General features: G+C 53.1%; 23 protein-coding genes and 2 pseudogenes. 16 read left to right on the top strand and 9 right to left on the bottom strand.

Features of this window, described 5'->3' with window-relative positions:
* Window positions 1-237: 237 nt before the first annotated feature.
* The 3 genes from fbaB to thiM form a co-directional block, all read right to left on the bottom strand.
* Window positions 238-1,290, bottom strand: coding sequence for a class I fructose-bisphosphate aldolase (fbaB, locus tag AB8804_RS20950; RefSeq protein WP_371189857.1), 1,053 nt, complete (start codon window positions 1,288-1,290; stop codon window positions 238-240).
* Window positions 1,291-1,429: 139 nt separating this feature from the next.
* Window positions 1,430-2,230 carry a bifunctional hydroxymethylpyrimidine kinase/phosphomethylpyrimidine kinase gene (gene thiD / locus AB8804_RS20945; protein WP_371189856.1) on the bottom strand — a complete coding sequence of 267 codons (801 nt, stop codon included), beginning with the start codon at window positions 2,228-2,230 and terminating at the stop codon, window positions 1,430-1,432.
* On the bottom strand, window positions 2,227-2,997 hold the full coding sequence (thiM, locus tag AB8804_RS20940) for a hydroxyethylthiazole kinase (protein WP_371189855.1): 771 nt from the start codon (window positions 2,995-2,997) through the stop codon (window positions 2,227-2,229). The genes thiD and thiM overlap by 4 nt, the downstream gene beginning before the upstream one ends.
* A 549-nt stretch (window positions 2,998-3,546) precedes the next feature.
* Here thiM and AB8804_RS20935 point away from each other — a divergent pair.
* Genes AB8804_RS20935 through AB8804_RS20925 form a run of 3 tightly spaced genes read left to right on the top strand, consistent with a single transcriptional unit; the run spans window position 3,547 to window position 4,820 of the window.
* Window positions 3,547-3,996: an STM2901 family protein gene (locus AB8804_RS20935; protein ID WP_371189854.1), complete on the top strand. Its 450-nt coding sequence runs from the start codon at window positions 3,547-3,549 to the stop codon at window positions 3,994-3,996.
* A complete protein-coding gene (locus AB8804_RS20930) occupies window positions 3,990-4,316 on the top strand; it encodes a DUF1493 family protein (RefSeq protein WP_371189853.1) in 327 nt (108 codons plus the stop codon). Before AB8804_RS20935 ends, AB8804_RS20930 begins: the two co-directional genes overlap by 7 nt.
* Before the next feature lie 18 nt (window positions 4,317-4,334).
* On the top strand, window positions 4,335-4,820 hold the full coding sequence (locus AB8804_RS20925) for an Hcp family type VI secretion system effector (RefSeq protein WP_371189852.1): 486 nt from the start codon (window positions 4,335-4,337) through the stop codon (window positions 4,818-4,820).
* 187 nt (window positions 4,821-5,007) lie between these two features.
* Here the strand turns inward: AB8804_RS20925 and AB8804_RS20920 are convergent, their stop codons facing one another.
* Window positions 5,008-5,268, bottom strand: a complete 261-nt coding sequence (locus AB8804_RS20920; RefSeq protein ID WP_371189851.1) for a hypothetical protein — start codon at window positions 5,266-5,268, stop codon at window positions 5,008-5,010.
* A gap of 46 nt (window positions 5,269-5,314) precedes the next feature.
* Here AB8804_RS20920 and AB8804_RS20915 point away from each other — a divergent pair.
* From AB8804_RS20915 to AB8804_RS20875, 9 genes and pseudogenes are all read left to right on the top strand, one after another.
* Window positions 5,315-6,425, top strand: a pseudogene (locus tag AB8804_RS20915) (IS3 family transposase).
* Between the two features lie 119 nt (window positions 6,426-6,544).
* Window positions 6,545-6,688 carry a hypothetical protein gene (locus AB8804_RS20910; RefSeq protein WP_371189850.1) on the top strand — a complete coding sequence of 48 codons (144 nt, stop codon included), beginning with the start codon at window positions 6,545-6,547 and terminating at the stop codon, window positions 6,686-6,688.
* A 475-nt stretch (window positions 6,689-7,163) separates the two neighbouring features.
* Window positions 7,164-8,702, top strand: a complete 1,539-nt coding sequence (locus AB8804_RS20905; protein ID WP_371189849.1) for an HNH endonuclease — start codon at window positions 7,164-7,166, stop codon at window positions 8,700-8,702.
* Between the two features lie 2 nt (window positions 8,703-8,704).
* A complete protein-coding gene (locus AB8804_RS20900; RefSeq protein ID WP_371189848.1) occupies window positions 8,705-9,037 on the top strand; it encodes a hypothetical protein in 333 nt (110 codons plus the stop codon).
* A 297-nt stretch (window positions 9,038-9,334) separates the two neighbouring features.
* Window positions 9,335-9,777 (top strand): annotated as a pseudogene (locus AB8804_RS20895) (Shiga toxin A subunit).
* 597 nt (window positions 9,778-10,374) lie between these two features.
* On the top strand, window positions 10,375-11,364 hold the full coding sequence (locus AB8804_RS20890; RefSeq protein ID WP_371189847.1) for a YadA C-terminal domain-containing protein: 990 nt from the start codon (window positions 10,375-10,377) through the stop codon (window positions 11,362-11,364).
* Window positions 11,365-11,445: 81 nt separating this feature from the next.
* Window positions 11,446-11,814 carry a hypothetical protein gene (locus AB8804_RS20885; protein ID WP_371189846.1) on the top strand — a complete coding sequence of 123 codons (369 nt, stop codon included), beginning with the start codon at window positions 11,446-11,448 and terminating at the stop codon, window positions 11,812-11,814.
* A 342-nt stretch (window positions 11,815-12,156) separates the two neighbouring features.
* Window positions 12,157-13,533, top strand: coding sequence for a diaminobutyrate--2-oxoglutarate transaminase (locus tag AB8804_RS20880; protein ID WP_371189845.1), 1,377 nt, complete (start codon window positions 12,157-12,159; stop codon window positions 13,531-13,533).
* 18 nt (window positions 13,534-13,551) lie between these two features.
* Window positions 13,552-15,018: an aspartate aminotransferase family protein gene (locus AB8804_RS20875; protein WP_371189844.1), complete on the top strand. Its 1,467-nt coding sequence runs from the start codon at window positions 13,552-13,554 to the stop codon at window positions 15,016-15,018.
* Window positions 15,019-15,051: 33 nt separating this feature from the next.
* Here AB8804_RS20875 and AB8804_RS20870 read toward each other — a convergent pair whose 3' ends face one another.
* A complete protein-coding gene (locus AB8804_RS20870; RefSeq protein ID WP_371189843.1) occupies window positions 15,052-15,567 on the bottom strand; it encodes a protein disulfide oxidoreductase in 516 nt (171 codons plus the stop codon).
* Window positions 15,568-15,637: 70 nt separating this feature from the next.
* On the bottom strand, window positions 15,638-16,558 hold the full coding sequence (locus AB8804_RS20865) for a LysR family transcriptional regulator (RefSeq protein WP_371189842.1): 921 nt from the start codon (window positions 16,556-16,558) through the stop codon (window positions 15,638-15,640).
* Between the two features lie 122 nt (window positions 16,559-16,680).
* Here AB8804_RS20865 and AB8804_RS20860 point away from each other — a divergent pair, with 122 nt between their 5' ends.
* On the top strand, window positions 16,681-18,459 hold the full coding sequence (locus AB8804_RS20860; protein ID WP_371189841.1) for an adenine deaminase: 1,779 nt from the start codon (window positions 16,681-16,683) through the stop codon (window positions 18,457-18,459).
* Between the two features lie 20 nt (window positions 18,460-18,479).
* Window positions 18,480-19,823, top strand: coding sequence for an NCS2 family permease (locus AB8804_RS20855; RefSeq protein WP_371189839.1), 1,344 nt, complete (start codon window positions 18,480-18,482; stop codon window positions 19,821-19,823).
* Here AB8804_RS20855 and AB8804_RS20850 read toward each other — a convergent pair.
* Genes AB8804_RS20850 through AB8804_RS20840 form a run of 3 tightly spaced genes read right to left on the bottom strand, consistent with a single transcriptional unit; the run spans window position 19,820 to window position 23,606 of the window.
* A complete protein-coding gene (locus AB8804_RS20850; RefSeq protein ID WP_371189837.1) occupies window positions 19,820-22,018 on the bottom strand; it encodes a polysaccharide biosynthesis tyrosine autokinase in 2,199 nt (732 codons plus the stop codon). The two genes, AB8804_RS20855 and AB8804_RS20850, sit on opposite strands and share 4 nt — an antisense overlap.
* On the bottom strand, window positions 22,018-22,467 hold the full coding sequence (locus tag AB8804_RS20845) for a protein tyrosine phosphatase (protein WP_371189836.1): 450 nt from the start codon (window positions 22,465-22,467) through the stop codon (window positions 22,018-22,020). Before AB8804_RS20845 ends, AB8804_RS20850 begins: the two co-directional genes overlap by 1 nt.
* Window positions 22,467-23,606, bottom strand: coding sequence for a polysaccharide export protein (locus AB8804_RS20840; RefSeq protein ID WP_371189859.1), 1,140 nt, complete (start codon window positions 23,604-23,606; stop codon window positions 22,467-22,469). Before AB8804_RS20840 ends, AB8804_RS20845 begins: the two co-directional genes overlap by 1 nt.
* A gap of 465 nt (window positions 23,607-24,071) precedes the next feature.
* On the opposite strand from AB8804_RS20840, the gene AB8804_RS20835 reads away from it, so the two are divergent.
* On the top strand, window positions 24,072-24,404 hold the full coding sequence (locus AB8804_RS20835) for an RcnB family protein (RefSeq protein ID WP_371189835.1): 333 nt from the start codon (window positions 24,072-24,074) through the stop codon (window positions 24,402-24,404).
* Entirely contained in the window at window positions 24,349-24,834 is a 486-nt protein-coding gene (locus tag AB8804_RS20830; RefSeq protein ID WP_371189858.1) for a GNAT family N-acetyltransferase, read from the top strand. The genes AB8804_RS20835 and AB8804_RS20830 overlap by 56 nt, the downstream gene beginning before the upstream one ends.
* Window positions 24,835-24,927 lie beyond the last annotated feature (93 nt).

Genomic DNA, 24,927 nt, shown 5'->3' with positions numbered 1-24,927 from the left:
GCGCCCCCCCGTTAATCCCTTGCGCCTTGGGGGCCGGCCCCCCCCCGCACCCCGCCCGGGTTATCCCGCGGCCGCCCCCCCCGGCGCGCCGCCCCGGCCTTCAGGAAACACTTCGGCGATTTTCAGCCGGACCGGGATGTCGCTTTAAGCTATTAATTCTTTTAATAAAACCTTAATCGCTTCAGGTTAAAAATTTGTGGGGCTCCCTCAACCCACGGGGAGAGGGAGACATAGGCGTCAGGCAATCGTGACTTTGCTATCCAGATAGACATCCTGAACCGCATTAATCAGCTTCACGCCGTCGGCCATTGATTTCTTGAACGCCTTACGGCCCAGAATCAGCCCCATGCCGCCCGCGCGTTTGTTGATGACCGCCGTGCGCACCGCGTCGGAGAGATCGGTTTCGCCGCCCGCCGCGCCGCCGGAGTTAATCAGCCCCGCGCGGCCCATGTAGCAGTTCGCCAGCTGGTAGCGCACCAGGTCGATCGGGTTATCGCTGGTCAGCTTGCTGTAGACTCGGTCATCGGTATAGCCGAAGTTCACCGCCTTGTAGCCGCCGTTGTTCTCGGCCATTTTCTGCTTAACGATATCCGCGCCAATCGTTGCCGCCAGGTGGTTCGCCTGCCCGGTGAGATCGGCAGAAACATGGTAGTCCACGCCGTCCTTCTTGAACGCAGAGTTGCGCAGATAGGCCCACAGCACCGTCACCATGCCCAGCTCGTGCGCGCGCTCGAAGGCCGCGGAGATTTCTTCAATCTGACGGCGAGACTGCTCGGAGCCGAAATAGATCGTCGCCCCAACCGCCACCGCGCCCATATTGAACGCCTGCTCGACGCTGGCGTACAGCGTCTGGTCATATTCGGTCGGGTAGCTCAGGGTTTCGTTGTGGTTGAGCTTGACGAGGAACGGAATGCGGTGCGCGTAGCGGCGCGACACGGAGGCCAGCACGCCGTAGGTCGACGCCACGCAGTTACAGCCCGCCTCAATCGCCAGCTCCACGATGTTTTTCGGATCGAAATAGAGCGGATTGGCCGCGAACGACGCGCCCGCAGAGTGTTCAACGCCCTGGTCAACCGGCAGAATGGACAGATAGCCCGTTCCGCCAAGTCGGCCAGTGTTATACAGCGTCTGCATGTTTCGCAGCACCGCGGGCGGACGGTTGTTATCCACCATCACGCGGTCCACGTAGTCGTGGCCAGGCAGGTAAAGCTGGTCGGATGGAATGGTCATACAGCGATGCTGCAAAAGGGCGTCGGCGTCTTTGCCAAGCAACTGCGCAATATCGGTCATAGCTATTCTCCCGTAGCGTGTTATCCAGGCCCACAGCGTTGTGGGCAGACTAAGCCTGGTACCGACTTAACAGATTTTCCACCATTTGCAACGTTATTAAGCACATTCTGCTGGCTCGATTCGTGTACATCGCGCCGCGTTACCACCACGCGTGAAAATGATGCACCGGCCCAATGCCGTGGCCGACCTCCAGCGTGTCGGCCTGCGCCAGCGCGGCGGAAAGCCAGGTCTTGGCGTGGAGCACCGTGTCATTCCAGCTTTGATGCCGCGGGCGCAGCGCGGCCAGCGCCGCGGAGAGCGTGCAGCCCGTTCCGTGGGTGTTTTTCGTCTGCACGCGCGGCGCGGTAAAACGCTGCTCCCCGTCGCGGGTAAAGAGCCAGTCGGGGCTTTCGGCATCATCAAGATGGCCGCCCTTCATCAGCACCGCGCCGCAGCCCAGCGCCAGCAGCGCGTGGCCCTGCGCCTTCATTTCGCGTTCATTCTGCGCGTGCGGCGCATCCAGCAGCGCGGCGGCCTCGGGCAGGTTCGGGGTAATGAGCGCCACCTGCGGCAGCAGCTTTTTGCGCAGCGTGTCAACCGCGGCCGGTGAGAGCAGCGGATCGCCGCTTTTCGCCAGCATCACGGTATCGAGCACCACGTTTTGCACCTGATAACGCTGGAGCCGCTCCGCCACGGCCTCCACGATGTCCGTCTCCGCCAGCATGCCAATCTTGGTGGTGTCGATACGCACGTCGCTGAACACCGAGTCCAGCTGGGCGGCGACAAAATCCGGCTCAATGCGGTAGACCGACTGCACGCCGCGCGTGTTTTGCGCCACCAGCGCGGTGATGACTGAACATCCGTATGCGCCAAGCGCGGAGAAGGTTTTTAAATCGGCCTGGATCCCCGCCCCGCCGCTCGGATCTGTGCCTGCAATGGTGAGTGCGTTAATCCGCTTCATGCCTGCGCCTCCAGCGCGTACAGCGCGTCAAGGAAAGCGGAGGCGAAGCTGCCCGGCCCGCGAGCGTCCGCAGCCGCGCGCGTTCCGGCGCGCTTCATCCACTTACAGGCCGCCGCCACGTTGTCCAGCCGATCTCCCGGGAGCGAACAGCTCGCCGCCACGACCGCCGACAGCGCGCACCCCGTTCCGACCACGCGGGTCATCATCGGATCTCCGCCGGTTACCGTGCGGGTTCGCCGTCCGTCGGTGATGTAATCCACCTCCCCCGTCACCACGACGATGGCGCGAGTCTGTTCCGCCAGCGCCTGCGCCGCGGGCAACGCGCTGGACGCGCTGTCGGTGGAATCCACGCCGCGACCGCCTTCGCTCATTCCGGCCAGGGCCAGAATTTCGGAGGCATTGCCGCGAATGGCGGCAGGCTTGAGGGAAAGAACGTGCTGGCAAAAGCGGGTGCGAAACGCCAGCGCGCCGACGGCAACCGGATCGAGCGTCCAGGGTTTTCCCGCCGCGACGGCGCTTTCAATCGCCCGACGCATCGACTGGGCGCGCGGCGCGGTCAGCGTACCGACGTTAATCAGCAACGCATCCGCCGCAGCGGCAAACTGTTCGGCTTCATCGGCCTCAATCACCATCGCCGGTGAAGCGCCGAGGGCCAGAAGCACGTTGGCGGTAAAGGCCTGCACGACGTCGTTGGTCATACAGTGGGTGAGCGGAGAGTGGGTATGGAACTGATGTAAAACGTGTAAATCGAGCAGGTCAGGCTGCATGGTTTCGCTCCTGCCTTACGTGAAGAAGCGATGACCGGGAAGGCATCTGACTTCCCTACGCTGGCATTTGTCAAGAATTATTTTAGTTCGCTAGGGATGGTTATTATGCGTAGGAAAGTGCTGATTTTACAAGTAAAACCCGCCCTCCGGTCATCCCTTCTTCACCGTCTGGCAGGAGCTAAAACAGTATCACACTAGGCTTTTGCGTGGTACTCCGGTATCACAGTAAAAATCAGCCCGTATCACATAAAGCTACCGTGAGAAGTGATCTAACTGTCGTGGTTTCCTTCCTCATAGTTCAATCACAGAGGGTTTTCTTGCCGATAGGGGAATAAGAATCGCTCCCTGTGGTCGCTCTTCTTATCCGAAGGGCAAACCCGCCGGTGGTAAAGGCAAGTCAAAAAGAATTAATAACCCGCACTGAAATAACATTAAGCCCCACTAAATAACCATTGATTTTAAGAGCTTTCGCGGAATGTTTCTTTACCCTTTCTTATTAAATAGGTGTACGATTAGCGAACAATGCCATTATTTAATCTAAGGGATAGTATGGATACAGTTGAAGAGCTAAACGGAACTTACTTCTATCATGGAGTATGTAATATTTCAGCAGGTGAGCTATTTTTCTGGATATTGCTAGATAAGATTAATGATCAGTTTGGTGAGATAAAAGATATTGTAGCTTTGAGTTGCATCATTCTGGGATTACCGATACTTAAGACAAGAGGCAAGCCATACGGAACTACAGCAGGTACATCCATAGCATCTAAATATTTACGTCAATATCTCAATGTAGAATTACCATTTAGATTACCTACCTTAACAGAAGCTAGTATTACTACATTAAAACCAAAGTATGTAAAAAACTTAGGTGCTTTCGTCGGTAGAGGATTGCCTGTAATCGGTTGGGTACTTATTACCAGTGATTTAAGTCAGATAATTTATAAAACTGTCAGAGACTATAACACTATTGCACATGAGAAAGATCGCATATGGTAACTGATCTAGAAGTGCTTGAGTTTTTCCGTGATGAATTGCCTGTAGTGGGTACATTCACAGGAAAGCTAATACCATTGCAATTAGATGATGTGTTGCAAGAATACACCAATGATGATGATCTAGTTTACTGCATGGATAAATATAGCGACGTGTTTAATGTTGATATTTCAGTAATGAATTATGAAACTTATTATCCGTGGTTTAGCACATGGTTCTTTAGAAAATGGTTTACAGATAAGCCAGTAAAACAGATCTCAAAACCTCTTACAGTAAGAATGTTTGCAGAATCAGCTAAAGCTGGCAAATGGTTATATGATTAATTAAAAGGAGTTTTAAAAATGGCTGTACCAGTTCATTTAGTATTGAAAGATGATGGCGGTTCTCAAATTATGGGATCTTGTGACGTTCAAAGCCGTGAAGGTTCAATAGAATTACGTAGCCTCCAGCATTCTTTAACTATCCCTACGGATCACTTAACAGGGAAGATTACAGGAACTCGACAACATGCTCCTTTCAATTTCACTAAAGAAATTGATAGCTCTTCCCCTTACCTGTTCAAAGCAGTTGCTACAGGGCAAACGTTAAAGAGCGCTGAATTTAAATTCTATAAGATTAACTACAGCGGGCAAGAGGAAGAATATTACAACATCCTTCTTGAAAACGTGAAAGTGGTTAGCGTTAGTCCGATAATGCACGATACACGGACGGCTACAGGTACTGGACACATGGAAGATGTTTCTTTGAGATACGAGAAAATAACCCATCTGTATAAAGACGGGAATATATTGCATTCTGACGCATGGAATGAAAAGAATCAGGGATAAGTTGAAGGGGCTAAAATGGCCCCTCTTCTACATCGATTCGTTAAGCAGTGAAGCTATCAAAACTGCTCTTACACTTGCTGATCATGGTTTTGGAATCATTTGAAGCAACGCCAGTTAAACCAGAAAGAAGCGTAGTTACAATTATATTTGACGGTTCAGCACTATAGAAATCATTCCAAAACTCAACCTACTGAGGGAGCTTAGAAGATTCTTCATGCTTCACAGCAATGTAACACGTCGTGATTAAGGATGTACGAATACCAGCATACTTTTTCACAAGTGCTTTTGTGGTAATGTTCAAGCCCTCAATAGCCGCTAATGCGTCTCGAAGTTCCTCATAGGCCATCTGCACATAGTTAAGGTACTTCAAATCTACAAGCTTGAACGCCGTTAACCAGCTCTCACGCGCTACAAATGTAAGTATCCCGCATAATCGTGCCATTAACATTTAGAGATCCTCCGGCATAATCAATCTGCCAACAAAGGAGATCGCTATGCCTAAAGTCCGTTTTACTGAGCATCAGATCATTGCCGTAATTAAATCGGTTGAGGCCGGACGAACCGTTAAAGATGTCTGCCGGGAGGCCGGTATATCTGAAGCCACCTACTACAACTGGAAGTCCAGATATGGCGGCATGGAGGCTTCTGATATAAAAAAGATCAAGGATCTTGAGGGCGAGAACCGGCGTCTCAAACAGATGTTTGCCGACCTGAGTCTTGAGAACCGGACGCTGAAAGACTTTATCGAAAAAAAGCTTTAAAACCAGCCTTTAAGCGTGAGCTGGTCACTCATCTGATAAAGACATTTGGACTCAGTATCCGTCAGGCCTGCCGGAGTCTGAACCTGAGCAGAACGGTCTACCATTACCGTCCGGATACCACGCGTGACGAACCCGTTATTGTCGCGTTGCAGGCAGTGGCAGAGCGATACCCACGGGACGGTTTTCCAAAACTTTTCCAAGTTTTGCGGCGGCAGGGATACCAGTGGAATCACAAAAGGATCCATCGTATTTATTGTCTGCTGAAGCTGAATTTTCACCGTAAAGGCAAACAAAGGTTACCGGTGCGTAATACCTCGCCACTGGCCACACCGGAAGCGCTGAAGCAGAGCTGGTCTGTCGATTTTATGCATGATGCCTTGGTCTGTGGCCGTCGTTTTCGCACGTTCAATGTCGTTGATGACTTTAACCGTGAGGCGTTGTCGATTGAAATCGATCTGAATCTGCCAGCTCTGCGCGTGGTCCGTGTACTCGACAGGATCGCGGCAAATCGTGGTTATCCGGTCATGCTACGCATGGATAATGGTCCGGAATTTATCTCACTTGCACTGGCTGAATGGGCTGAGCAACGTGCAGTAAAACTGGAATTTATTCAGCCTGGTAAGCCGACGCAGAACGCTTTTTTTGAGCGCTTTAACCGAACATACCGTACAGAAAAACTCGATTTTTATCTGTTCAGAACGCTGAATGAAGTGCGGGAAATCACGGAAAGATGGGTGTCTGAATATAACTGTGAGCGCCTCATGAATCACTGAACAATATGACGCCGGAGGAATATCGGCAACATATTCATTTGGCCGGGATCTCAAAAAATGCCTGGAACTAAAAGGGGTTTATTTACATTTTTGAAATTCAAAATAAAGAATCAGTTTTAATTGTAAAGAATTAACCGCTGTATGCAAAACGGAATAATAATCAACCATCTTATAATAGGATGATAGCAAAATGAAATATGCAATTATTGCTTTAGTTGTTTCTTCTGCAATTCTGGCTGGTTGTGCTCCTCGTTATCAACCACCAGAAGAAGCAGTAATGACAAGAGCCGCTATTAACGGTGCTGCAATGAAACAGGCTATGGACAATGCATAAGCTCAATATCCAATCCAGAAAGCACAAGCAGCTAAGAAGAAAGATGTAATTTACAATAGCGAAGGTGTACAGGTAATTAAAAAAGTCTGATAGTAGTCTTTATGTTAATGGCAAACCTGCTGCATTAGATGAAACTACTCCAAAAGCTAAAGCATACAGCCAGGGGCTATACACGGTTATTATTTATACCTCTGGCAAAGTTTCACTACTTAAAGACCATGAATTTGTTAACTACATGAAGAAAGCAAACAAAAATACAGACAGTATTATTTTATAGAATGTTATTAGCTGGCGTTCTATAGACTAACCATGCGTAGTTAGCCGTGTAAGTTTCAACATTCTTAGGCATTCGCCCCCCTCTAGCGCTCCGTGGAAAGCTTTGAGGGGATATTTTTCTGCCTATTAGCATCTGTGTTTACATAGGTTTTATCTAAGCGTATTATTGATTCATTGATGCAAATTAGAGACTTACATAATGGCTAACGAAAGCAAGAAGAAAGCAAAAAAGGCTAAGCAAAAACTAAGTCCAGAAGAACAACGAGCTAAACAAGCTGAGCATCAAGCTCAAGAAGATCGTAAAAGAGATGTTAGACGCGCTATCGCTGCTCATGCCATTAATCTTTTTCAAAAATATACCGCGCTTCGTAAAAAAGGCTTAGATAGTGCAACAGCTACTTCTAAAGCTCATGCTGATTATGAAAAAGAACATGGGCATAAATTTCCAGATTCAATATGGAAACAAATAAAAACTAAAGCAGGGATTCAGATTTATGATCGTGAAAGGCATGATAAGCGAAAATCACTCCAGCTTGATAAGATCCCTACTCGCTTAGAGGCTAAACGTAGCGTACTTACACAGAATCAAAAGAAAGTTCATAATCAGAATGTAAGTACATTACGTTTGATCGGAGGTAAGAAGATACCCGTAACATCTATGGGGCTAGTTGTATGCCCTGTATGCAAGATTCATGTAAAAGAAGATGCTATAGAATGGCATCTAAGCCGTAATCACATAGGCCACGCAGATAACCCACTTACTAAACCTGTATCAGCTCCTGTTGATGCTATTGAAGATGCAGATAGTAGGATTGATAGATATACGGGGGAAAAATATATTTCTTTTTGGGATGATAAACCAGAAGGTAACAAGCGTTACTTATTACAAGTCTATCCTAATGCAATCCGTGTAGGTCTCCCATTCATGGGATTAGAATTAAATAGCAAATGTGTTACCAAATGGTATGACACTTTAGAAGAAGCTGTACTAATGCGTGATCTTTTAATTGGTGCTATTACGCTTCCTGTTGAGCCTACAACTACTGATGTAGAAACAGACAAGGAAGATAAGCGCTATTTTAATAGACAAGCTTACCAATTGGCATTACGTACAATGACACAATCAGAGGCATGGAAATTAGCCACTGATGAAGAAGCTTGTATGTTCTTCTTAAGTGATAATTACTTAAGCCCATTAACGCCACCGAAAGCTAAAATAGATGTTCCTTTAATATTAGATGCAGGTGATATAGCTGTTAATGGAGAGTCTATTAACACTTCAGAGGCTGCAAATGATACCTGTGCTACAGGGCGTACAGTGGAAGTAACACACAATACACGACATGCAGGAGATCAAGCAGACTTTAGAAAGCGCGTATGGGCTAACTTTAATGGTAGATGTGCTGTTACTGGCTATGCACTTCCTGAAGGTATTTTAGAAGCTGCTCACATTGAAGCTATAACTGAGGCTGCTAACAATAACACCTCTAACGGCATATTACTTGAAGTAAGCTTACATCGAATGTTTGATAAAGGGTTAATGGGTATTAATCCAGATGATTTAAGCGTACATTTTGCTATTGACTGTATTCACAAAACTTTGTTTGATAATGAACCTTTGCAGCCACATAATGTAACATTGGATGCTAATAATTTGGCGAGAAAGTGGGTAATGTTCAAACAAATGAATAATTTCGATGATTCTAATAGCACCATTAGTTCATTAAATAGAGATTAAAAATGATGAAGAAATCAACTGCCGCCCTTGCTCTATTCATTTCATTTAATAGTCATGCTTTTGTTTATCATTGCCAGACTATAAACACAACGCCTGCAACTATTGGCGTATTTAAAAATTCTGTTGATGAAGATAAAAGAGAGTTTTTAGAAATGTCGGATGCTCGTTATTATAACTTCAATACTAAAAGTCAATATGGATCTGAATTTATTAATGAAAACAATGGGAGCACTATTACAGTTCTATGGATGAATACAAGTAAAACACAGATAACATTCATTCCTAAAGATACACCCAATAAGCCTATTATCTATAATTGTAATTCTCCGAAATGAGTAGATTACATTATCTATATTCTGTTCAATAGAGATAGACAGTATTTAGTAGCAAAATAAGATTAAAAGTAAAAACAAACATTTTTTGGAAGCACAAAAAAGCATCAACATTAGCGTGGACAATGAGACTCACCCCCTTTGCAGAAAATCAAATGTGTGGTCGTGATGGGTTCATGATACACGGTGATAATTCATCAGGTCTGGGTGAAGCTTCTGACGGTTGCATTATCCTTAACTTTCCATACCGTAAAAAGATTTCTGCAAGTAGTGACAAGATTTTAGTCGTGGAAGATTAATATGAGGAAATTAATAATTTATTCATTATCAATACTACCTCTGTTTGTATATGCAAAAGATTATGGATGTGCAAAGGTTGGGCTATCAATGGAGTCATCACTTTTTGATGCTCTATCAAAGGATTTAAAAATTGATACTTCCACCGTAGATGAAACAAAAGTGAAAGTTGAAATAATTGATATATCTCCAGTATCAAAAATCTACGCTGAATCATTAGCAAGAATGGATTTTGATAAAGACCTTGGCAAAAATAAAACAGAAGATATGTACAACGATATTTACCTATCAAGTTACTATGGTAATGAAGTGAAATCAATTACGGCTAAATATACCTACATTAATAAGATGGGTAAGAAATCTGTATTTATTGCATCCAGCCTAATGAATAAAATGAATGCTCGATTAGATTCAATGGTTACTTAGTTATATCCAGAGAATTTTAAAAAAGAGTCTTGCGTGTTCAGAAAAGTCGGTTCATATAAAAATGCGCATTTGACTGAACCGCTGATGGTCTCTTTATTGAGCTCATATCCAATCTGCGAGCCGTTATTACTGATGAGGGCATCATTCTCATCGGTAATACGGGTATTTCTCAGCTTTAAGAAATAAGAGCCACCAATCAATTGCTGTTCGTTTGTAAAGTTTCATTTGAGATGTGCAGCGTCTTACGACGCGTGCTGTATTCCCATGTTAATAACAAGGACATCTATCCCCTTATTCCTTTTGAATGAAAAGAGATTATTTGCCTTTCGAAAATGAAAATATTAAACGACTGATATTTAATGATTTTTATCACCAAGTCAGATTAATCCCAAGCCAAACAAATCGCAAATTTTAGTGATCTGTATCAAGATCTTATTAATGAATCAGAGGGATAGTAACGCCACTTAATTACTCCATATTCTATAAATATGCAGCCGCAACGGGTGTCTTTATCTATGAGTAGAATCTGCCATTTATTTAAAATGGCTGGCGTAATTAAGCCCATATAAATTATAGAGATGATAGCAATGTTACAAACCAATAAGGCCATAATTATTATGGCTTCTTTTAGTGCGTTCAGTGTAAACGCTTCCACCCCGGCTTCGGACGTTTCGCTCAATTCGGGCGGCAATGTTGAAATAGCCATTGATCAGCTTGCAGGTCAACTTTCCGGCCTGTCCAGCGACGTCTACAGCGCCGGGCAAACCGATAAACGCCACGATTTGCAGATCTCGATTGCGCAGGATACGGCTAACGACGCCAGCACCAAAGCGGATGACGCGCAGCACGTGGCGAACGTCGCGCAGCTTAACGCCAGCCTGGCCGGTGCTGCGGCCGCCGGGGCGGACAAAACGGCCCACACGGCGCTGGCCGCGGCGGGGAATGCGCAAATCACCGCCGACCAGAACGGTAAAAACATACATGCCAATACCACCAGCATTCTGACGAATATTGCGGGCATCGCTGAAAACAAAAAATTAATCAGCGCGAACACCAGCGCGATGGCCGGAAAGGTCGATAAGGGTGCGTTTCAGGCGGACCGCGATCGTCAGAATAAGGCGACTCAGAGCGCGGCTGATAAGGCGAACCAGGCGTATAGCAAAGGCGCTTACGCGCAGCAGCTGGCGGTGGATGCACAAACCGTAGCCGCCGCCAACCGGGCAGCCGTGGCGCGGGTGCAGTCACGCAGCCAGGCCAACAGCAATGCGCTGCAGGCGCAGGCGGGCCAGCTGCAGAATCATGAAGAACGTATTACCTCCCTGGAGGGGGCGACCAACGCGCAGTTTGGCGCCCTGAAAAATGAGGTTGAGGAGAACCAAAAAGAGGCCCGGAGCGGCTCGGCGGCGGCCGTCGCGATTGCCTCTATGCCGCAGGTCGAGCAGGCGCAAACGGTGATGTTTTCCGCCGGGGCGGGCACCTTTAAAAGCGAATCAGCGGTAAGCGTCGGCGCCTCTTTCCATGCCGGAAACGCCATCGTCAAAACGGGCTTCAGCACCACGACCAACGATGACTTTGCCGTGGGTGCGGGCGTCGGGGTTGGGTTCTGATCGTTAATATAATAAGCACTCGATTAATTACCGATTCAAACGGCGTTATTAATCTTTGCGCTTTTAAATAGCAGGAAATATATGAACAAGTGGATAACCGCAGTACTTTTTATCCTGACGCTCTCGGGCTGCTCACACCGCGCCCTTAGCGAAAGCGAACGTGCCGCACTGCTGCAGGCCTCTGAGAAACAGGCGCTGGAAAATGCCCGGGCGCAATACCCTGTGCAAAAAGCGCAGGCAGCTAAAAAAACGTTCGTAAAACATTACTATAATATGGAAATTAAGCGCGGCAGCGACGGCATTTTAACCGTAGACGGCAAGCCAGCCGCGGTGATTGAAACGACAGAAAGCGCCACCGTTTACAGCCAGGGGATTTTCGAAATCATTGTTTACAAAAGCGGCAAAGTGGCCGTAAACAAGAACGGCGTTTTCGACGGCTTTGCCCGGTAGTTGATCTTATAAACAGCGCGTTAAGGGAGTAACGCTCTGCTGCCCCTTTTTTACCCACGATTTCCCCCGCTTCGCTGGGCATTTTATTGATTATTTTTGTAACAAATTACGCCCCGACTTCACCGCGCAATTGACTGTTTTTATTCAATGATATTCCTCCAGATTTCACGCGCTTCATGGTGGGGTGCGGTTCCTTTACGTTTGTCATAAAACCGCAAACAAATTAACCATTGAGCCTGACCTCAAAAGGCTCTATATTGGCGGCGTTTTTCAGGCCCCATCTATTTTTTAAACTATTTATTCAACCGTGGCGCATAGCGAAGCCGCGGTTGTAGGAGAGATATGATGACGGATAAAGTCCGTATTGACACCGCAGATGCCCACAAAAGCAACGAAACCTATCTGGCCCGTCAGGCCGAGTTTGAATCTAACGTCAGGAGTTATCCGCGCAAGCTGCCTTTAGCGATCACTAAAGCAGAAGGCGTGTGGATCACCGATGCAGATAATAAAGAATACCTTGACTGTTTAGCCGGCGCAGGCACCCTCGCGCTGGGCCACAATCATCCTGATGTGCTGAAAAGCATCCAAAATGTCATTACCAGCGGCTTGCCGTTACATACCCTCGATTTGACTACGCCGTTGAAAGACGCGTTTTCCGAGTATCTGCTCTCTCTGCTGCCAGGCCAGGGCAAAGAGTACTGCCTGCAGTTCACCGGTCCATCCGGTGCAGACGCCGTTGAAGCGGCGCTGAAGCTGGCGAAAAAAGTGACCGGCCGCAGCGGAATTATTAGCTTCTCCGGCGGCTACCACGGCATGACCCACGGCGCGCTGTCCGTGACCGGCAACCTGTCTCCAAAAGAAGCGGTTGACGGCATGATGCCAGAAGTCCAGTTCATGCCTTACCCGCACGAGTACCGCTGCCCGCTGGGCATCGGCGGCGAAGCGGGCGTGAAGGCGCTGACCTACTACTTCGATAACCTGATCAACGACGTTGAAAGCGGCGTACGTAAACCTGCCGCGGTGATCCTGGAAGCGGTTCAGGGGGAAGGCGGCGTGAACCCGGCTCCGGCCGAGTGGCTGCAGCGCATCCGTAAAGTGACGCAGGAGCACGGCATCCTGCTGATCCTCGACGAAGTACAGGCGGGCTTTGCGCGCACCGGTAAATTCTTCGCCTTCGAACACGCGGGCATTGAGCCAGACATCATCGTAATGTCTAAAGCCGTCGGCGGCGGTCTGCCGCTGGCCGTGCTCGGCATCAAAAAGCAGTTCGACGCATGGGCGCCAGGCCACCACACCGGCACCTTCCGCGGCAACCAGCTGGCGATGGCAACCGGCCTGACCACGCTGAAGATCCTGAAAGACCAGAACGTCGCGGGCAAAGTAGCCGCGCAGGGCGAATGGCTGAAAGGCCAGCTGAAAGAGATGGCGAAACGCTATCCGGTTATCGGCCACGTTCGCGGTCTGGGCATGATGATCGGCATTGAAATCGTGAAGCCAAACGAAGCGGCTGACCACATGGGCTGCTTCCCTGGCGACGGCGAGCTGTCTGCCCTGATCCAGAAGAAGTGCTTCGAAAACGGTCTGATTCTGGAGCGCGGCGGCCGTAACGGTATCGTTCTGCGCCTGCTGCCGTCCCTGCTGATTAGCGATGACGAGCTGAAGATCTTCCTGGATAAATTCGAGCAGGCGCTGCTTGCTGCGGGCGTTCGCCCGGCGTAACCGGAGTTGTTGATTACGATGTCTGATTCAAACCCAATTTTGTTCTCCTCTGCGCAGAGCATTGACGCTTACCAGCAGGCGATTGAACAAAGCACTCAGGCTGTGATGCAGTGGCTGAAACAGCCTGAGATGTATCAGGGCAAAACGGTCGCGGAGCTGCGCGACCGCATTAAGCTGGATTTCAACCCGAAAGGGCTGGGCAACGAAGCGGCGATTGAACGCGCCGTGGAGTTCTTCCTGAAAGACAGCCTGTCCGTTCATCACCCGCAGTGCGTGGCGCACCTGCACTGCCCAAGCCTGGTGGTAAGCCAGGCGGCGGAAGTGCTGATCAACGCCACCAACCAGAGCATGGACTCCTGGGATCAAAGCCCGTCCGCAACCATCATTGAGATCAAGCTGATCGAGTGGCTGCGTACCCGCGTGGGTTATCAGGCTGGCGACGCGGGTGTCTTCACCAGCGGCGGCACCCAGAGCAACCTGATGGGCCTGATGCTGGCGCGCGATGCGTTCTTCGCACGTCAGGGTCATTCCGTTCAGCAGGACGGCCTGGTGGGCGATCTGCGCAAGATCCGCGTGCTGTGCTCCGAAAACGCGCACTTCTCCGTGCAGAAGAACATGGCGCTGATGGGGCTGGGCTACCAGTCCGTCGTGCAGGTGAAAACGGACGAATTCTCGCGCATGGATCTCAACGATCTGGCGGCGAAAATTGAGCAGTGCAACGCGAACGGCGAACAGATCCTGGCGATTGTTGCGACGGCAGGTACCACCGACGCCGGTGCTATCGATCCGCTGCGCGCGATTGCCGAGCTGGCGGCGAAGCAGAACATCTGGGTCCACGTTGATGCGGCCTGGGGCGGCGCGCTGCTGATGTCCGAGCAGTATCGTCACTACCTGGACGGCATTGAGCTGGTGGATTCCGTTACCCTGGACTTCCACAAGCAGTTCTTCCAGACCATCAGCTGCGGCGCGTTCCTGCTGAAAGAGGCGCGCCACTATGAGCTGATGCGCTATCAGGCGGCCTACCTGAACTCTGAGTTCGATGAAGAAGCGGGCGTGCCTAACCTGGTCTCCAAATCGCTGCAGACGACGCGCCGCTTCGACGCGCTGAAGCTGTGGATGAGCCTGGAAGCGCTGGGTCAGGAGCAGTACGCGGCGATTATCGATCACGGCGTGACGCTGGCGCAGCAGGTTGCGGCCTACGTGAAGGAGCAGCCTGCTCTGGAACTGGTCATGCAGCCGCAGCTGGCAAGCGTGCTCTTCCGCTTCCGCCCTGAAACGCAGCTGGACGACGCGGGCATCGCCCTGCTGAACCAGAAAATCGGCGATGCGCTGCTGGAATCCGGTCGTGCCAACGTCGGCGTGACCGAGCACAACGGCGTCACCTGCCTGAAGCTTACCCTGCTGAACCCAACCGTGACGCTGGAGGACGTTAAGGTCCTGCTGTCCCTGGTTGAGCGTACCGCGCAGGAAGTTATGGCGAAGTAATATCAGCCCCTCTCCTGCCGGAGAGGGGTTATTTTATCGCCCCGCCCACCACGTCCGAAGCTTCATTCCCCAGTAGCTCGTCCAGCCGGTTGTCGTGCTGACCACCTGCCCTTTCGACACAATCACCAGCGTTGGCGTGACGCTCACCTGCCACTGCTGCGACAGCGCGCCGTTTGCATCGTTGATTACCGGCATCGTAAGCTGTTTCTTTTCCACCCAGCGCGCAAGCTTCGCATCATCGCCGGAGCGCATCGCAATGCTCACCACGTTTCCGCCCTCTTTGGCTATCTTATCGACGGAGGGCGAGGTGAAGCGGCAAATGCTGCACCAGGTCGCCCAGACGTAAATCATCAGCGGCCGCTCCTGGCTAAGCGCCGCAATGTCGAACGTTCTGCCGTCAATGCTCCGCATCGGCGTCGCGCTGAAGCTGGCGGGCAAATCGGGTTTACGGTATTGGTCCACGCCCCACATAACGGCCAGCGCCAGCAGAATGAAAATAATCCCTTCTCGCGCCCAGCGGCGGAGCTTAGCAAAAGTGCGGTTTTCCATGTTGACCTCGTGAGTAGACGAGCGTCATCTTAGCGGGCATTGTGCCGCCCCGCTGTAAAGAAGTGTCGCGTCAGGTCGCGCGCAGGGTGTCCAGCATCAGGGCGAAGCAGGATTCAATCAGCGGAGGCAGCGCCTGCGGGGCGCGCATCAGGGCCACCGTGCGGGCCAGCGCCGGCTGCTGAAGATGAACGACCTTAAGCTGCGGATCCTGCAGGTGGGTCGTGTAGAGCTCAGGCAAGATAGCCACCGCAAGCCGGGAGCGCACCAGCCCGTACAGCGTTTCGATGTAATCCACCTGATAGCGCGTCCTTAATGACAGGCGGTGGCTTTCCGCCAGCGCGTTGACCAGGCGCTGAATATTCCCCTTCGAGAACACCGCGATTTCACGACCGGCCAGCTGCTTCCACGGCAGGTGGGCCGAGGCGGCCAGCGGATCGTCCCGATGGACCACGGCAACAAACGGATCTTCCTGAATCGGAAAAACGTCCAGCTCGTCGGACACCGTGTTATCCAGCGCGCCTATGCCGAAATCAATCTGCCCTTTCAGCAGCTGCGCCACCAGCGCATCGTTGGTTTGATCGTGAAACTCGACCTTCAGGCGAGGAAACGCCAGCGCCAGCGCCTGGGGAAGCTGCGGGAATAAGAGCGAACCGACGGAGGGGATCAGGCCAATACGCACCGTGCCGTCGCCGCCCGCCTGCACGATCCGTTGCATATCCTCAAAGGCAAGCTGCGCGACGCTGACCACCCGCTGCGCGTGCGGCAGGATGGCATTGCCCAGTTCGGTCAGCGTCACGGCGGAGGCGGTCCGGTTAACCAGCTTGCCGCCGAGCACCGTTTCAATTTGCCGCAGGGCGCTGCTGAGCGCAGGCTGGCTTATCGCCAGCCTGCTGGCCGTATCCGTAAAATGGCGCAGCTCGGCAAGGGTGACAAAGTACTGAAGCTGCCGAAGAGAGAGCGCGGGCAAGCGCTGCCAGGGTTCCGTCATCATTTTCTCTTACACGCGTCGCAGGATAACCCGCGGTTATCGGGTGATAAATTTTATCAGCTAGGCAAACGTTTGCCGGGTGCATAGAGTAGCGTCATTATTTTGAAGCTGGAACTGTTTATTGCATGACTGCCGAAACCCGACGCCGCGCCGTACAGGCCGCGCGAGGCGAACAGCCTTTTGACCTGCTGCTCACGCAGGCCCGCATTATCGATATGGCGACCGGCGAGATCCGCGACGCCGACGTCGGCATCGTCGGCGATCTGATTGCCAGCGTGCATCCGCGCGGCAGCCGCCGCGACGCGCTTGAGACGCACGATCTCAGCGGGCTTTACCTGTCGCCGGGCCTGATGGACACGCACGTCCACCTGGAAAGCTCGCACCTGCTGCCCGCCCGCTATGCGGAAATCGTGCTGGCGCAGGGCACCACGGCGGTATTTTGGGACCCGCACGAGCTGGCAAACGTGCTCGGCATTGACGGCGTTCGCTTTGCGGTAGAGTCCACCCGCAACCTGCCGCTGCAGGTGATGGTCGCGGCCCCGTCAAGCGTGCCGTCTACGCCGGGGCTGGAGATGTCCGGCGCGGACTTTAACGGCGATGAGATGACCACCCTGCTCAGTTGGCCCGACGTGCGCGGCGTGGCGGAAGTGATGGACATGCACGGCGTGCTGAACGGCAGCGCGCGCATGATCGACATTCTGCAGGCGGGCCTGGAAAGCGGAAAGCTTATCGAAGGCCACGCCCGCGGCCTGAGCGGCGCGGACCTACAGGCCTACCTGGCGGCGGGCGTGACGTCCGATCACGAGCTGACCTCCGCGGACGATGCGCTGGAAAAACTGCGCGCCGGCCTGACGCTCGAAATCCGCGGCTCGCATCCCTACCTGCTGCCCGATATCGTGAAGGCCCTGAAAACCCTGCCGCATCTCTCGTCGCAAATCACGGTGTGCACCGACGACGTGCCGCCCGACGTGCTGCTGGAGAAAGGCGGCATTATTGCCCTCCTCAACCTGCTGATCGAGCACGGGCTGGCGGCAACCGACGCGCTGCGCTTCGCCACGCTGAACGCCGCGATTCGCCTGCAGCGCAACGACCTCGGGCTGATTGCTGCCGGGCGACGCGCGGATTTAGTCGCGTTTGACTCCCTGGACAAGCTGACCGCTCGCCGGGTTTACGCGGCGGGCAAACTGATTGCCCGCGGTGGGACGATGATCGAGCCGCTTAAAGCCCCCAAGGCAGCGTTGCCGCGCGATACCCTGCGGCTTTCTGCGCTCGCGGCAGAAGATTTTCAGCTGCGCATCGAAGGCGCCAGCCACGGCGTTGCCCGCCTGCGCCACATCAGCGGCGCGCGGTTTACCCGCTGGGGCGAAGTCGAGGTAAACGTCCGCAGCGGACGCGTTGAGATACCGGAAGGATTTAGCCTGATCTGGGTGCAGCATCGCCACGGCCGCCACGAGGCCAAACCGCAGATTGCCCTGCTGGAAGGCTGGGGAGAGCTGCGCGGCGCGATAGCCACCAGCTACTCGCACGATTCCCACAACCTGGTCGTGCTGGGACGCTCGCCGGAGGATATGGCGCTGGCGGCAAACGCGCTGATTCACAGCGGGGGCGGCATGGCGCTGGCGCAGCGCGGGGAGATTGTCTCGCACGTCGCGATGCCGATAGCCGGTATGCTGTCCGAACTGCCGCCGTCCGAGCTGGCGCAGCAGTTCCGCGCGCTTCGCGAACGCAGCAGCGAGATTGCCGACTGGGAGCCGCCGTACCGCGTCTTTAAGGCGATAGAGGGCACGTGCCTTGCCTGCAACGCCGGGCCGCATTTGACCGACCTTGGATTGACCGACGGCACCACGCGCCAGATTGTCGATCCGCTCATTTCGTACCGGGAAACGCCGGACGCCACGCAATAATACCGAAGGAGAGCCGGACAATGGCCGACAATACCGTAAATACGCCAGCACCAGGGAGCTGGCTTGAGCGCCGTTTCGCCGTTCGGGCGCGCGGCAGCAACGCACGCACCGAGTGCCTGGCCGGCGTCACCGGCTTTCTGGCGGCCGCGTACCTGCTGGTGGTGATCCCTGGGCTGCTGGCCGTGGGCGGGATGGACAAAGGCGCCGCGACGACCGGCACCATTCTGGTGTTCGTCGCCGGCACGCTGCTGATGGCGTTTTACGCTAACCTGCCGTTTATCGTCGGGCCGGGCATCGGCGGCTCGGTGCTGGTCGGCGTGACGCTGGCGGGAAGCGAAGGCATTGGCTGGCAAATCGGCCTGGGAATTGCCTGCTGGTCGGGCATTTTGTTCTTTTTGCTGACGCGCTTCGGGCTTCGCGAAGTGGTCACGCGCTCGGTTCCCCAGTCGATCAAGCTGGGGCTAACCGCCTCCATCGGACTGTTTGTCGCCGTGCTCGGTTTCAGAAACGCGGGGCTGGTGCTGGCAAACGCGAAAACAAATGCCCTGATGCTCGGCGATTTTCTCTCCCCAGCCGCGCTGGTGGCGCTGTCCGGGCTGTTTCTGGCAATCGCCCTGCAGGCCCGCCGCATTCCGGGCGCTATCCTGTGGGCGATCCTGTTTGCCACGCTCGTCGGCATCCCGATGGGCGTAACAAAATTGCCCGCCAGCCTTATCGATGCCCCCCATTCACTCACGCCGGTGCTGGGGCAGATCGACATGCTCGGCGCGCTTAACATCGCCTTCCTGCCGTTCCTGTTCGTCTTTTTCGCCTCCGAGTTTTTCTCCACCATGGGCACGACGCTGGCCGTGGGCGGCGAAGCGGGCCTGCTGGACGAAGAAGGCAACATGCCGCATATCAATCGTCCCTTTATGGTGGACTCTATTGCGGCCGCGATTGGCCCGTGGGTCGGTATTCCGGCGGCAACGGCATTGATTGAGTCTTCCGCCGCCGCAGAGGCCGGAGGCAAAACGGGCATGACCGCGCTGGCCGCCGCCGTGATGTTCCTGCTAATGCTGCTGTTTACGCCGGTGGCGCTGATGATCCCGAAAGAAGCGACCGCGCCAGCGCTGATTCTGATTGGGCTGAACATGTTCAGCGGCCTGCGAAAAGTCGATTTAGCGAACTTCACCGACGGCCTGCCGGTGCTGATGATGGTGATGATTACGCTGATCGCCAACAGCTTCGGGACGGGCATCGCGGGGGGATTGCTGTTTTACATCGTGATTAAAGCGATTGCCGGGAAATGGCGTGAAATCCCCATTGGACTTTGGGTTCTCGCCATTCCCCTGGTGTACTACTTTGCGACGCTGGTGAGGCACTAGCGCTCGCGTGATTTATTCTCCGCGGTATAGCTGTAGCCGGAGTGGTTATACCCGGAACTGTAGTAAAGCGCCGCGGATTTCACGATATCGTTGAGGAGTATACCGCTGATCCTGACGCCCAGCTGCTGCAGGCGCTTTATGCTGGTCTCGACCTCTTTCGCGCTGGTTTTGTCGAAGCGGGTGACAAGAATCAGCGTCGCCGCCGTTTTGGCGATCAGGGCGGCGTCGGTTACGGCAAGCACCGGCGGCGTATCGACAATCACCATGTCATAATGCTCATCCGCCCACGCCATTAAGGCCTGCAGCCGCTCGCTCAGCAGCAGTTCAGAAGGAAGAAGCGAGTCCGGGCCGCGCGTCATGACGTCAAAACCGCCCTTCTCGTAGTGCTGAATCGCCTCCCGATACCCGCAGGTTCCTTCAAGCACGGAGGACAACCCGCGGCTGTTGCTGAGGTTAAAAATGTTGTCCACGTAGCCTGCGCGCATGTCGGCATCAATCAGTAACGTTTTCTGTCCCGCCTGCGTGGTAACCGCAGCCAGCGAGGTGCTGACCAGGGTTTTGCCGCAGTCCTGGGTCGGCCCGGAGAACATCACCACCTTATTGACGGCATCCATCATGGTGAAGTGCAGGCTGGTGCGCAGCCCTCTGATTGCCTCAACAAACATATCCGCGGGCCGGTCGACGGGCAGGAAAGGAACATCCGAAGTTTTGTGCCGCCAGTCCGTGCTGAACGGCGTCTTGCTGTGCAGGTGCGTTTTTTTCCACAGCCAGGCGGATCGCGGCAGCGTCGCCAGAACGGGTATTCCGTACACCTCAAGCTGTTCAGACGTGGTAATACCGCGCTTAAGCGCCACGCGCACCAGCACGCCGCCCGCGGACATCATCAGGCCAAGCAGCACGCCCATAACCACAATCAGCGCCTTTTTGGGTTTTATCGGATCGGATTTCGTCACCGCAGCGTCGATGATGCGCACGTTCCCAATCGCGCTGGAACGAGAAATACTGAGTTCCTGCTGACGCGTTAAAAGCTGCAGATAAATTTCCCGCCCGGACTCCACGTCGCGGCTGAGGCGCAAAATTTCCTGCTGCGTGGAAGGCATGCTCGAGACGCGACCGTTTAATCGCGCCCGCTCCTGCTCCAGCGTCTTGCGTTTGTCCTGCAGCGCACGATAGGTCGGGTGATCCTTTTTAAAAAGCTGTGAGATCTCCGCTTCGCGGAAGGTGAGTTCGTTAAGCTGATTTTCAACGTTAACAACGCGATCCAGCACCGATTTCGCCTCAAGGGTTAAATCTACGGAATCACGCTGTTTTCGGTATTCGTTCAGGCGCGCCTCCGCCTCATTCAGCTCGCTGCTGATTTTGGGCAGCTGACGCTGTAAAAAAGCCAGGCTGCGGGCGTCCTGAGCCTGCTGGCGGGCCACGTTCTGCCGCAGATAACTCTCCGCAATCGTGTTCAGCTCCACGGCGATGTTTTCCGCATCGTGGCCGGTGAGCGTCAGGGTGAGCATGCCGCTCTGCTTCGCCGATTCAGTGACCGTCAGGCGCTTTTGAAGCGAATGAATAACGTCAAGCCGGGGTAACGATTTCAGGGTGAACTGCGTTCCGGTGGCAGCATCAAGCGCAGTCACCAGAAGCGAGACGCCCTCTTCCACCAGCGGCTTGCCGATCGTTCCCTGGGCGCGGAGATCTTCACCTTCAAGCAGGTACTTCCCCTCACCCAGTGCGGTGAGGATAAGCTCCTGAGGGTGCCCTTCCAGCTGCGGAATATGCAGCCCATCGATAGCAATAGTGCCCTGTTTACGCCCGCGCACCCACTCCCACAGCGGGCCCACTATCGGCAACATACGCTGGCGTACGTGCTGAGTCAGGCCAAGATCGTCAACGGTCTCGCCGAGGATCATGCGTGATTTAAGCAGCAAAATCTCCGGCGCCACATCGGGTGAAAGGCCGGAATCAAGCTGGCTCAAATTTTTAAGCAGGCCGTTTTCCTGTTTCGCTTCGATTTGGATCAGCGCGTCCGCCTGGTAAACAGGCCTCGAAAAGCTGGCATACAGCGCCGCCAGAAAGGCAAACAGAAACGTTACGCTCAAAATGATAACGCGGTGGTCGATCATCTCGCCGAGCAATCGAATCAGATCGATTTCGCCTTTTGTGGATGACTCAGCCCCATAACTGTCAGTGGTATAAGACGACATTAATGCTTGATTCCTTGTTGACCCAAACGGCGAGCCCATTCCTGACTGGCTTTGCCCAACTGTTCGAAGACGTATTCGAACGTTTCACGACTTTTGCAATACGGATCGGGGATAATTTGCTGCTCCAGCCAGTGGCCAAAAAGCAGTGATTTTCCGCGGGTTTCCGGTGCAATATCGGCGATAAAGCGCAGATGCTCTGGCTCCATCACCAAAATGAGGTCCGACGTCTGCATCAGGCTGCGCGTCAGCCTGCGCGCCACGTGTCCTTCCAGCGAGACGCCGTGCCGCGTGGCGACGTCCAGAGCGAGGCCGTCCGCCGGGTTGCCTTCAAGCCCCATGATCCCCGCCGACGAAATCTGCTTATTCGGTAAAAGCTGACGCAGCAGCCGCTCCGCGATGGGGGAGCGGCAGACGTTTCCGGTGCATACCACCAGGATTGAATTGAACATTATTGCGGCCAGGATCGGATGTAGCGGACGGTTTCAGTCAGGTCATGAACGCCGCTAATGGTCGGAACAAGCTGCGTCACTACGCGATTCCAGCGCGACAGCGGTGCCGTGGTGACGTACACAATGTCGTAAGGTTCAAGCTGAAACTCCGTGCCCATCACCATTGCCGACGCGTCTTTCGCGTTTAGCTGATAGATATTGGCTATCTTTTTCGACTGCTCTGTTTTTGGAATCGAGCGAATGACGAAGATGCCGGTAGCGTCGGCCATATCCTGATTCATGCCGCCCGCGCTGCCCAGCGCCTCCGCCAGCGTCATTCCGCTGCGATCCATCTTGAGCGTGCTTTGCTTCACCACTTCTCCCATCACGAACACTTTTAGCGCGTCGTTGCGTGGCACGAACAGAATGTCGCCGGGATAGAGCAGTTTATTTTGCGTGAGATCGCCATGCTGCATCAGTGCATAGAGCGAAAGCTGAACGTCCTGACCGTTGTGCGTGAGCACGACGCTCCGCCAGTCGGCGTCGGCGGAGAGCCCGCCCGCGGCGTTAACCGCGTCCATCACCGTCAGGGGGATATTGGTGATCGCCTGCTGGCCCGATTTTGCCACCTCTCCCGTGACGTAGGCTTTTTGCGAGCGGAAAGACGCTATGCTGACGTCCACCTGCGGGCTTTCGATAACGCGCTCCAGGCGTGCGGCAATTTCATCGCGAATTTCAGCCACGGTTTTACCGGCAACGTGCACCTTTCCGACGTAAGGATAGAAGAGCGTGCCGTCTGCATTGATCCAGTTACCGGCATCGCTTGCGCTACGGTATTGGCCTGCTGGCGTGGTGAGCTCCGGGTGGTCCCATACCGTCACCGTCAGGATGTCGCCGGGACCGACGCGGTACTCCCACGCCCTGACCTGCTCATCAAGATTAGGATTTTGCTGAGATTTCAGCATCGGCTTACGCATTTTCTCAATCAGGCCGGGCGTAATCTGATACACGTCGACGTGATTATCGATTTGATATTCACCGGCGTCGGACGAAGCAATATTTTTGCCTTTAATGCTTAACTCTTGTCCGGGAGAAAAAACACAGCCGGTTAGCTGGCTAATAACGAGAAATATAATCGAAAGGGGCGTTGTGTTTTTCATTTTAATAATGCGATCTATTGTCATTGCGGTCAATCCTTAACCGGCAAACCATGTTCAAAAGTGGAAAAACCCACTTTTAGTAATAAAATCAATTCATTAATCATTTAAAGAAACGTTCAAATCCCCAGCACGCATAAAAAACTCGCGCGTGGTGCTAAGAGGCGGCTGAAAGGAAATAAGATCGTATATGTCTAATAGGCAATTTTAAGTGTTCTACTCAGGGAATGCATTCGCAATATGATATAATTTTAAAACCGTCGTTATTTTTCAGAATTAATTTACATAACGATAAATCCAACCATCCGCCTACCGATGAGTTATTCAGCCAGAAAATATTGCGACTCATAATCGCTACACAAAATCGTCCACTTTTGTTACATTTTTTTTCAAACACATCAATGCGTGATACTTAAAATAGGCTCACTGCTGTATCGATATGTCCGTAACGATTTCACTGGAGAAAAAATGGCTAAGCGCAAACTGTTGCTTCTGGGTGTTTTACTGTCTTTAGCGGGTGCCGCCAGCGCTGCTCCGCAAACGGCTTCCGCACCTTCCGGCATCAAGGCTTATGAAGAACAAGAGTTCATTGCCGACTTCACCAAATTCAAGATTGGGGATACTGCGCCTGCTCAGTACCAGACCCCGGAGTACACCATCAAACAGTATCAGCTGCGCAACCTCCCGGCGCCGGACGCGGGAACGCACTGGACCTATATGGGCGAGAACTACGTGCTGATCGGTGATACCGACGGCAAAATCTACAAAGCCTATAACGGAGATATCTTCTATCACCGCTGATACCGTACATATTCGCCCGTGGCAGGAGAGCGACCGCCCTTTCCTGCGCACGCTCTACCTGCATGCCCGGCGCGATGCCTGGCCGTGGCTGGACGGGGAAGAATGGCAGCTCGAGGATTTCGATGCGGCGACCCGCGATGAAGAGATTTGGGTTGCCGTGCAGAACGGGCACCGCCTGGGGTTCGCCTCCGTCTGGACGAACGATAACTTTCTGCACAACCTGTTTGTCGATCCGCAGTACCAGCGGCTGGGCGTCGGGCGCTTACTGCTTGAACAGGTGCAAAAGACGTTTACCAGCACGGGATCGCTCAAGTGTCTGGTAAAGAACAGGCGGGCCGTTGAATTTTACCAGCGTCACGGCTGGCACATCGAGGCGACGGGGGATGCTCCGGACGGAGAGTATTATTTGATGCACTATCGGTTGCGTTAAAGTCGGGTGGCGGCTTCGCCTTACCCGACCTACGTGATGGTACCCTTTGCAGGCCGGGAAGGCGAAGCCGCCGCCCGGCACTCAATCGCAGAT

It is taken from the genome of Enterobacter sp. KBR-315C3_2022 (assembly GCF_041399425.1).
In the GTDB taxonomy this organism is placed as follows: domain Bacteria; phylum Pseudomonadota; class Gammaproteobacteria; order Enterobacterales; family Enterobacteriaceae; genus Enterobacter.
The sequence above is the reverse complement of the archived record's forward strand: the minus strand, read 5'-3'. Positions and strand labels throughout refer to the sequence as shown.

Bases quoted from the DNA above. Each gene is read 5' to 3' on its own strand.
- AB8804_RS20850 (WP_371189837.1), bottom strand. From the start codon at position 22,018: ATGTCGTCTTATACCACTGACAGTTATGGGGCTGAGTCATCCACAAAA.
- AB8804_RS20900 (WP_371189848.1), top strand. From the start codon at position 8,705: ATGATGAAGAAATCAACTGCCGCCCTTGCTCTATTCATTTCATTTAAT.
- AB8804_RS20925 (WP_371189852.1), top strand. From the start codon at position 4,335: ATGGCTGTACCAGTTCATTTAGTATTGAAAGATGATGGCGGTTCTCAA.
- AB8804_RS20920 (WP_371189851.1), bottom strand. From the start codon at position 5,268: ATGTTAATGGCACGATTATGCGGGATACTTACATTTGTAGCGCGTGAG.
- AB8804_RS20845 (WP_371189836.1), bottom strand. From the start codon at position 22,467: ATGTTCAATTCAATCCTGGTGGTATGCACCGGAAACGTCTGCCGCTCC.
- AB8804_RS20885 (WP_371189846.1), top strand. From the start codon at position 11,446: ATGAACAAGTGGATAACCGCAGTACTTTTTATCCTGACGCTCTCGGGC.
- thiD (WP_371189856.1), bottom strand. From the start codon at position 2,230: ATGAAGCGGATTAACGCACTCACCATTGCAGGCACAGATCCGAGCGGC.
- AB8804_RS20835 (WP_371189835.1), top strand. From the start codon at position 24,072: ATGGCTAAGCGCAAACTGTTGCTTCTGGGTGTTTTACTGTCTTTAGCG.
- AB8804_RS20905 (WP_371189849.1), top strand. From the start codon at position 7,164: ATGGCTAACGAAAGCAAGAAGAAAGCAAAAAAGGCTAAGCAAAAACTA.
- AB8804_RS20870 (WP_371189843.1), bottom strand. From the start codon at position 15,567: ATGGAAAACCGCACTTTTGCTAAGCTCCGCCGCTGGGCGCGAGAAGGG.
- AB8804_RS20875 (WP_371189844.1), top strand. From the start codon at position 13,552: ATGTCTGATTCAAACCCAATTTTGTTCTCCTCTGCGCAGAGCATTGAC.
- AB8804_RS20840 (WP_371189859.1), bottom strand. From the start codon at position 23,606: ATGAAAAACACAACGCCCCTTTCGATTATATTTCTCGTTATTAGCCAG.
- AB8804_RS20860 (WP_371189841.1), top strand. From the start codon at position 16,681: ATGACTGCCGAAACCCGACGCCGCGCCGTACAGGCCGCGCGAGGCGAA.
- AB8804_RS20930 (WP_371189853.1), top strand. From the start codon at position 3,990: ATGGTAACTGATCTAGAAGTGCTTGAGTTTTTCCGTGATGAATTGCCT.
- thiM (WP_371189855.1), bottom strand. From the start codon at position 2,997: ATGCAGCCTGACCTGCTCGATTTACACGTTTTACATCAGTTCCATACC.
- AB8804_RS20935 (WP_371189854.1), top strand. From the start codon at position 3,547: ATGGATACAGTTGAAGAGCTAAACGGAACTTACTTCTATCATGGAGTA.
- AB8804_RS20865 (WP_371189842.1), bottom strand. From the start codon at position 16,558: ATGATGACGGAACCCTGGCAGCGCTTGCCCGCGCTCTCTCTTCGGCAG.
- AB8804_RS20880 (WP_371189845.1), top strand. From the start codon at position 12,157: ATGATGACGGATAAAGTCCGTATTGACACCGCAGATGCCCACAAAAGC.
- AB8804_RS20910 (WP_371189850.1), top strand. From the start codon at position 6,545: ATGAAATATGCAATTATTGCTTTAGTTGTTTCTTCTGCAATTCTGGCT.
- AB8804_RS20855 (WP_371189839.1), top strand. From the start codon at position 18,480: ATGGCCGACAATACCGTAAATACGCCAGCACCAGGGAGCTGGCTTGAG.
- fbaB (WP_371189857.1), bottom strand. From the start codon at position 1,290: ATGACCGATATTGCGCAGTTGCTTGGCAAAGACGCCGACGCCCTTTTG.
- AB8804_RS20890 (WP_371189847.1), top strand. From the start codon at position 10,375: ATGGCTTCTTTTAGTGCGTTCAGTGTAAACGCTTCCACCCCGGCTTCG.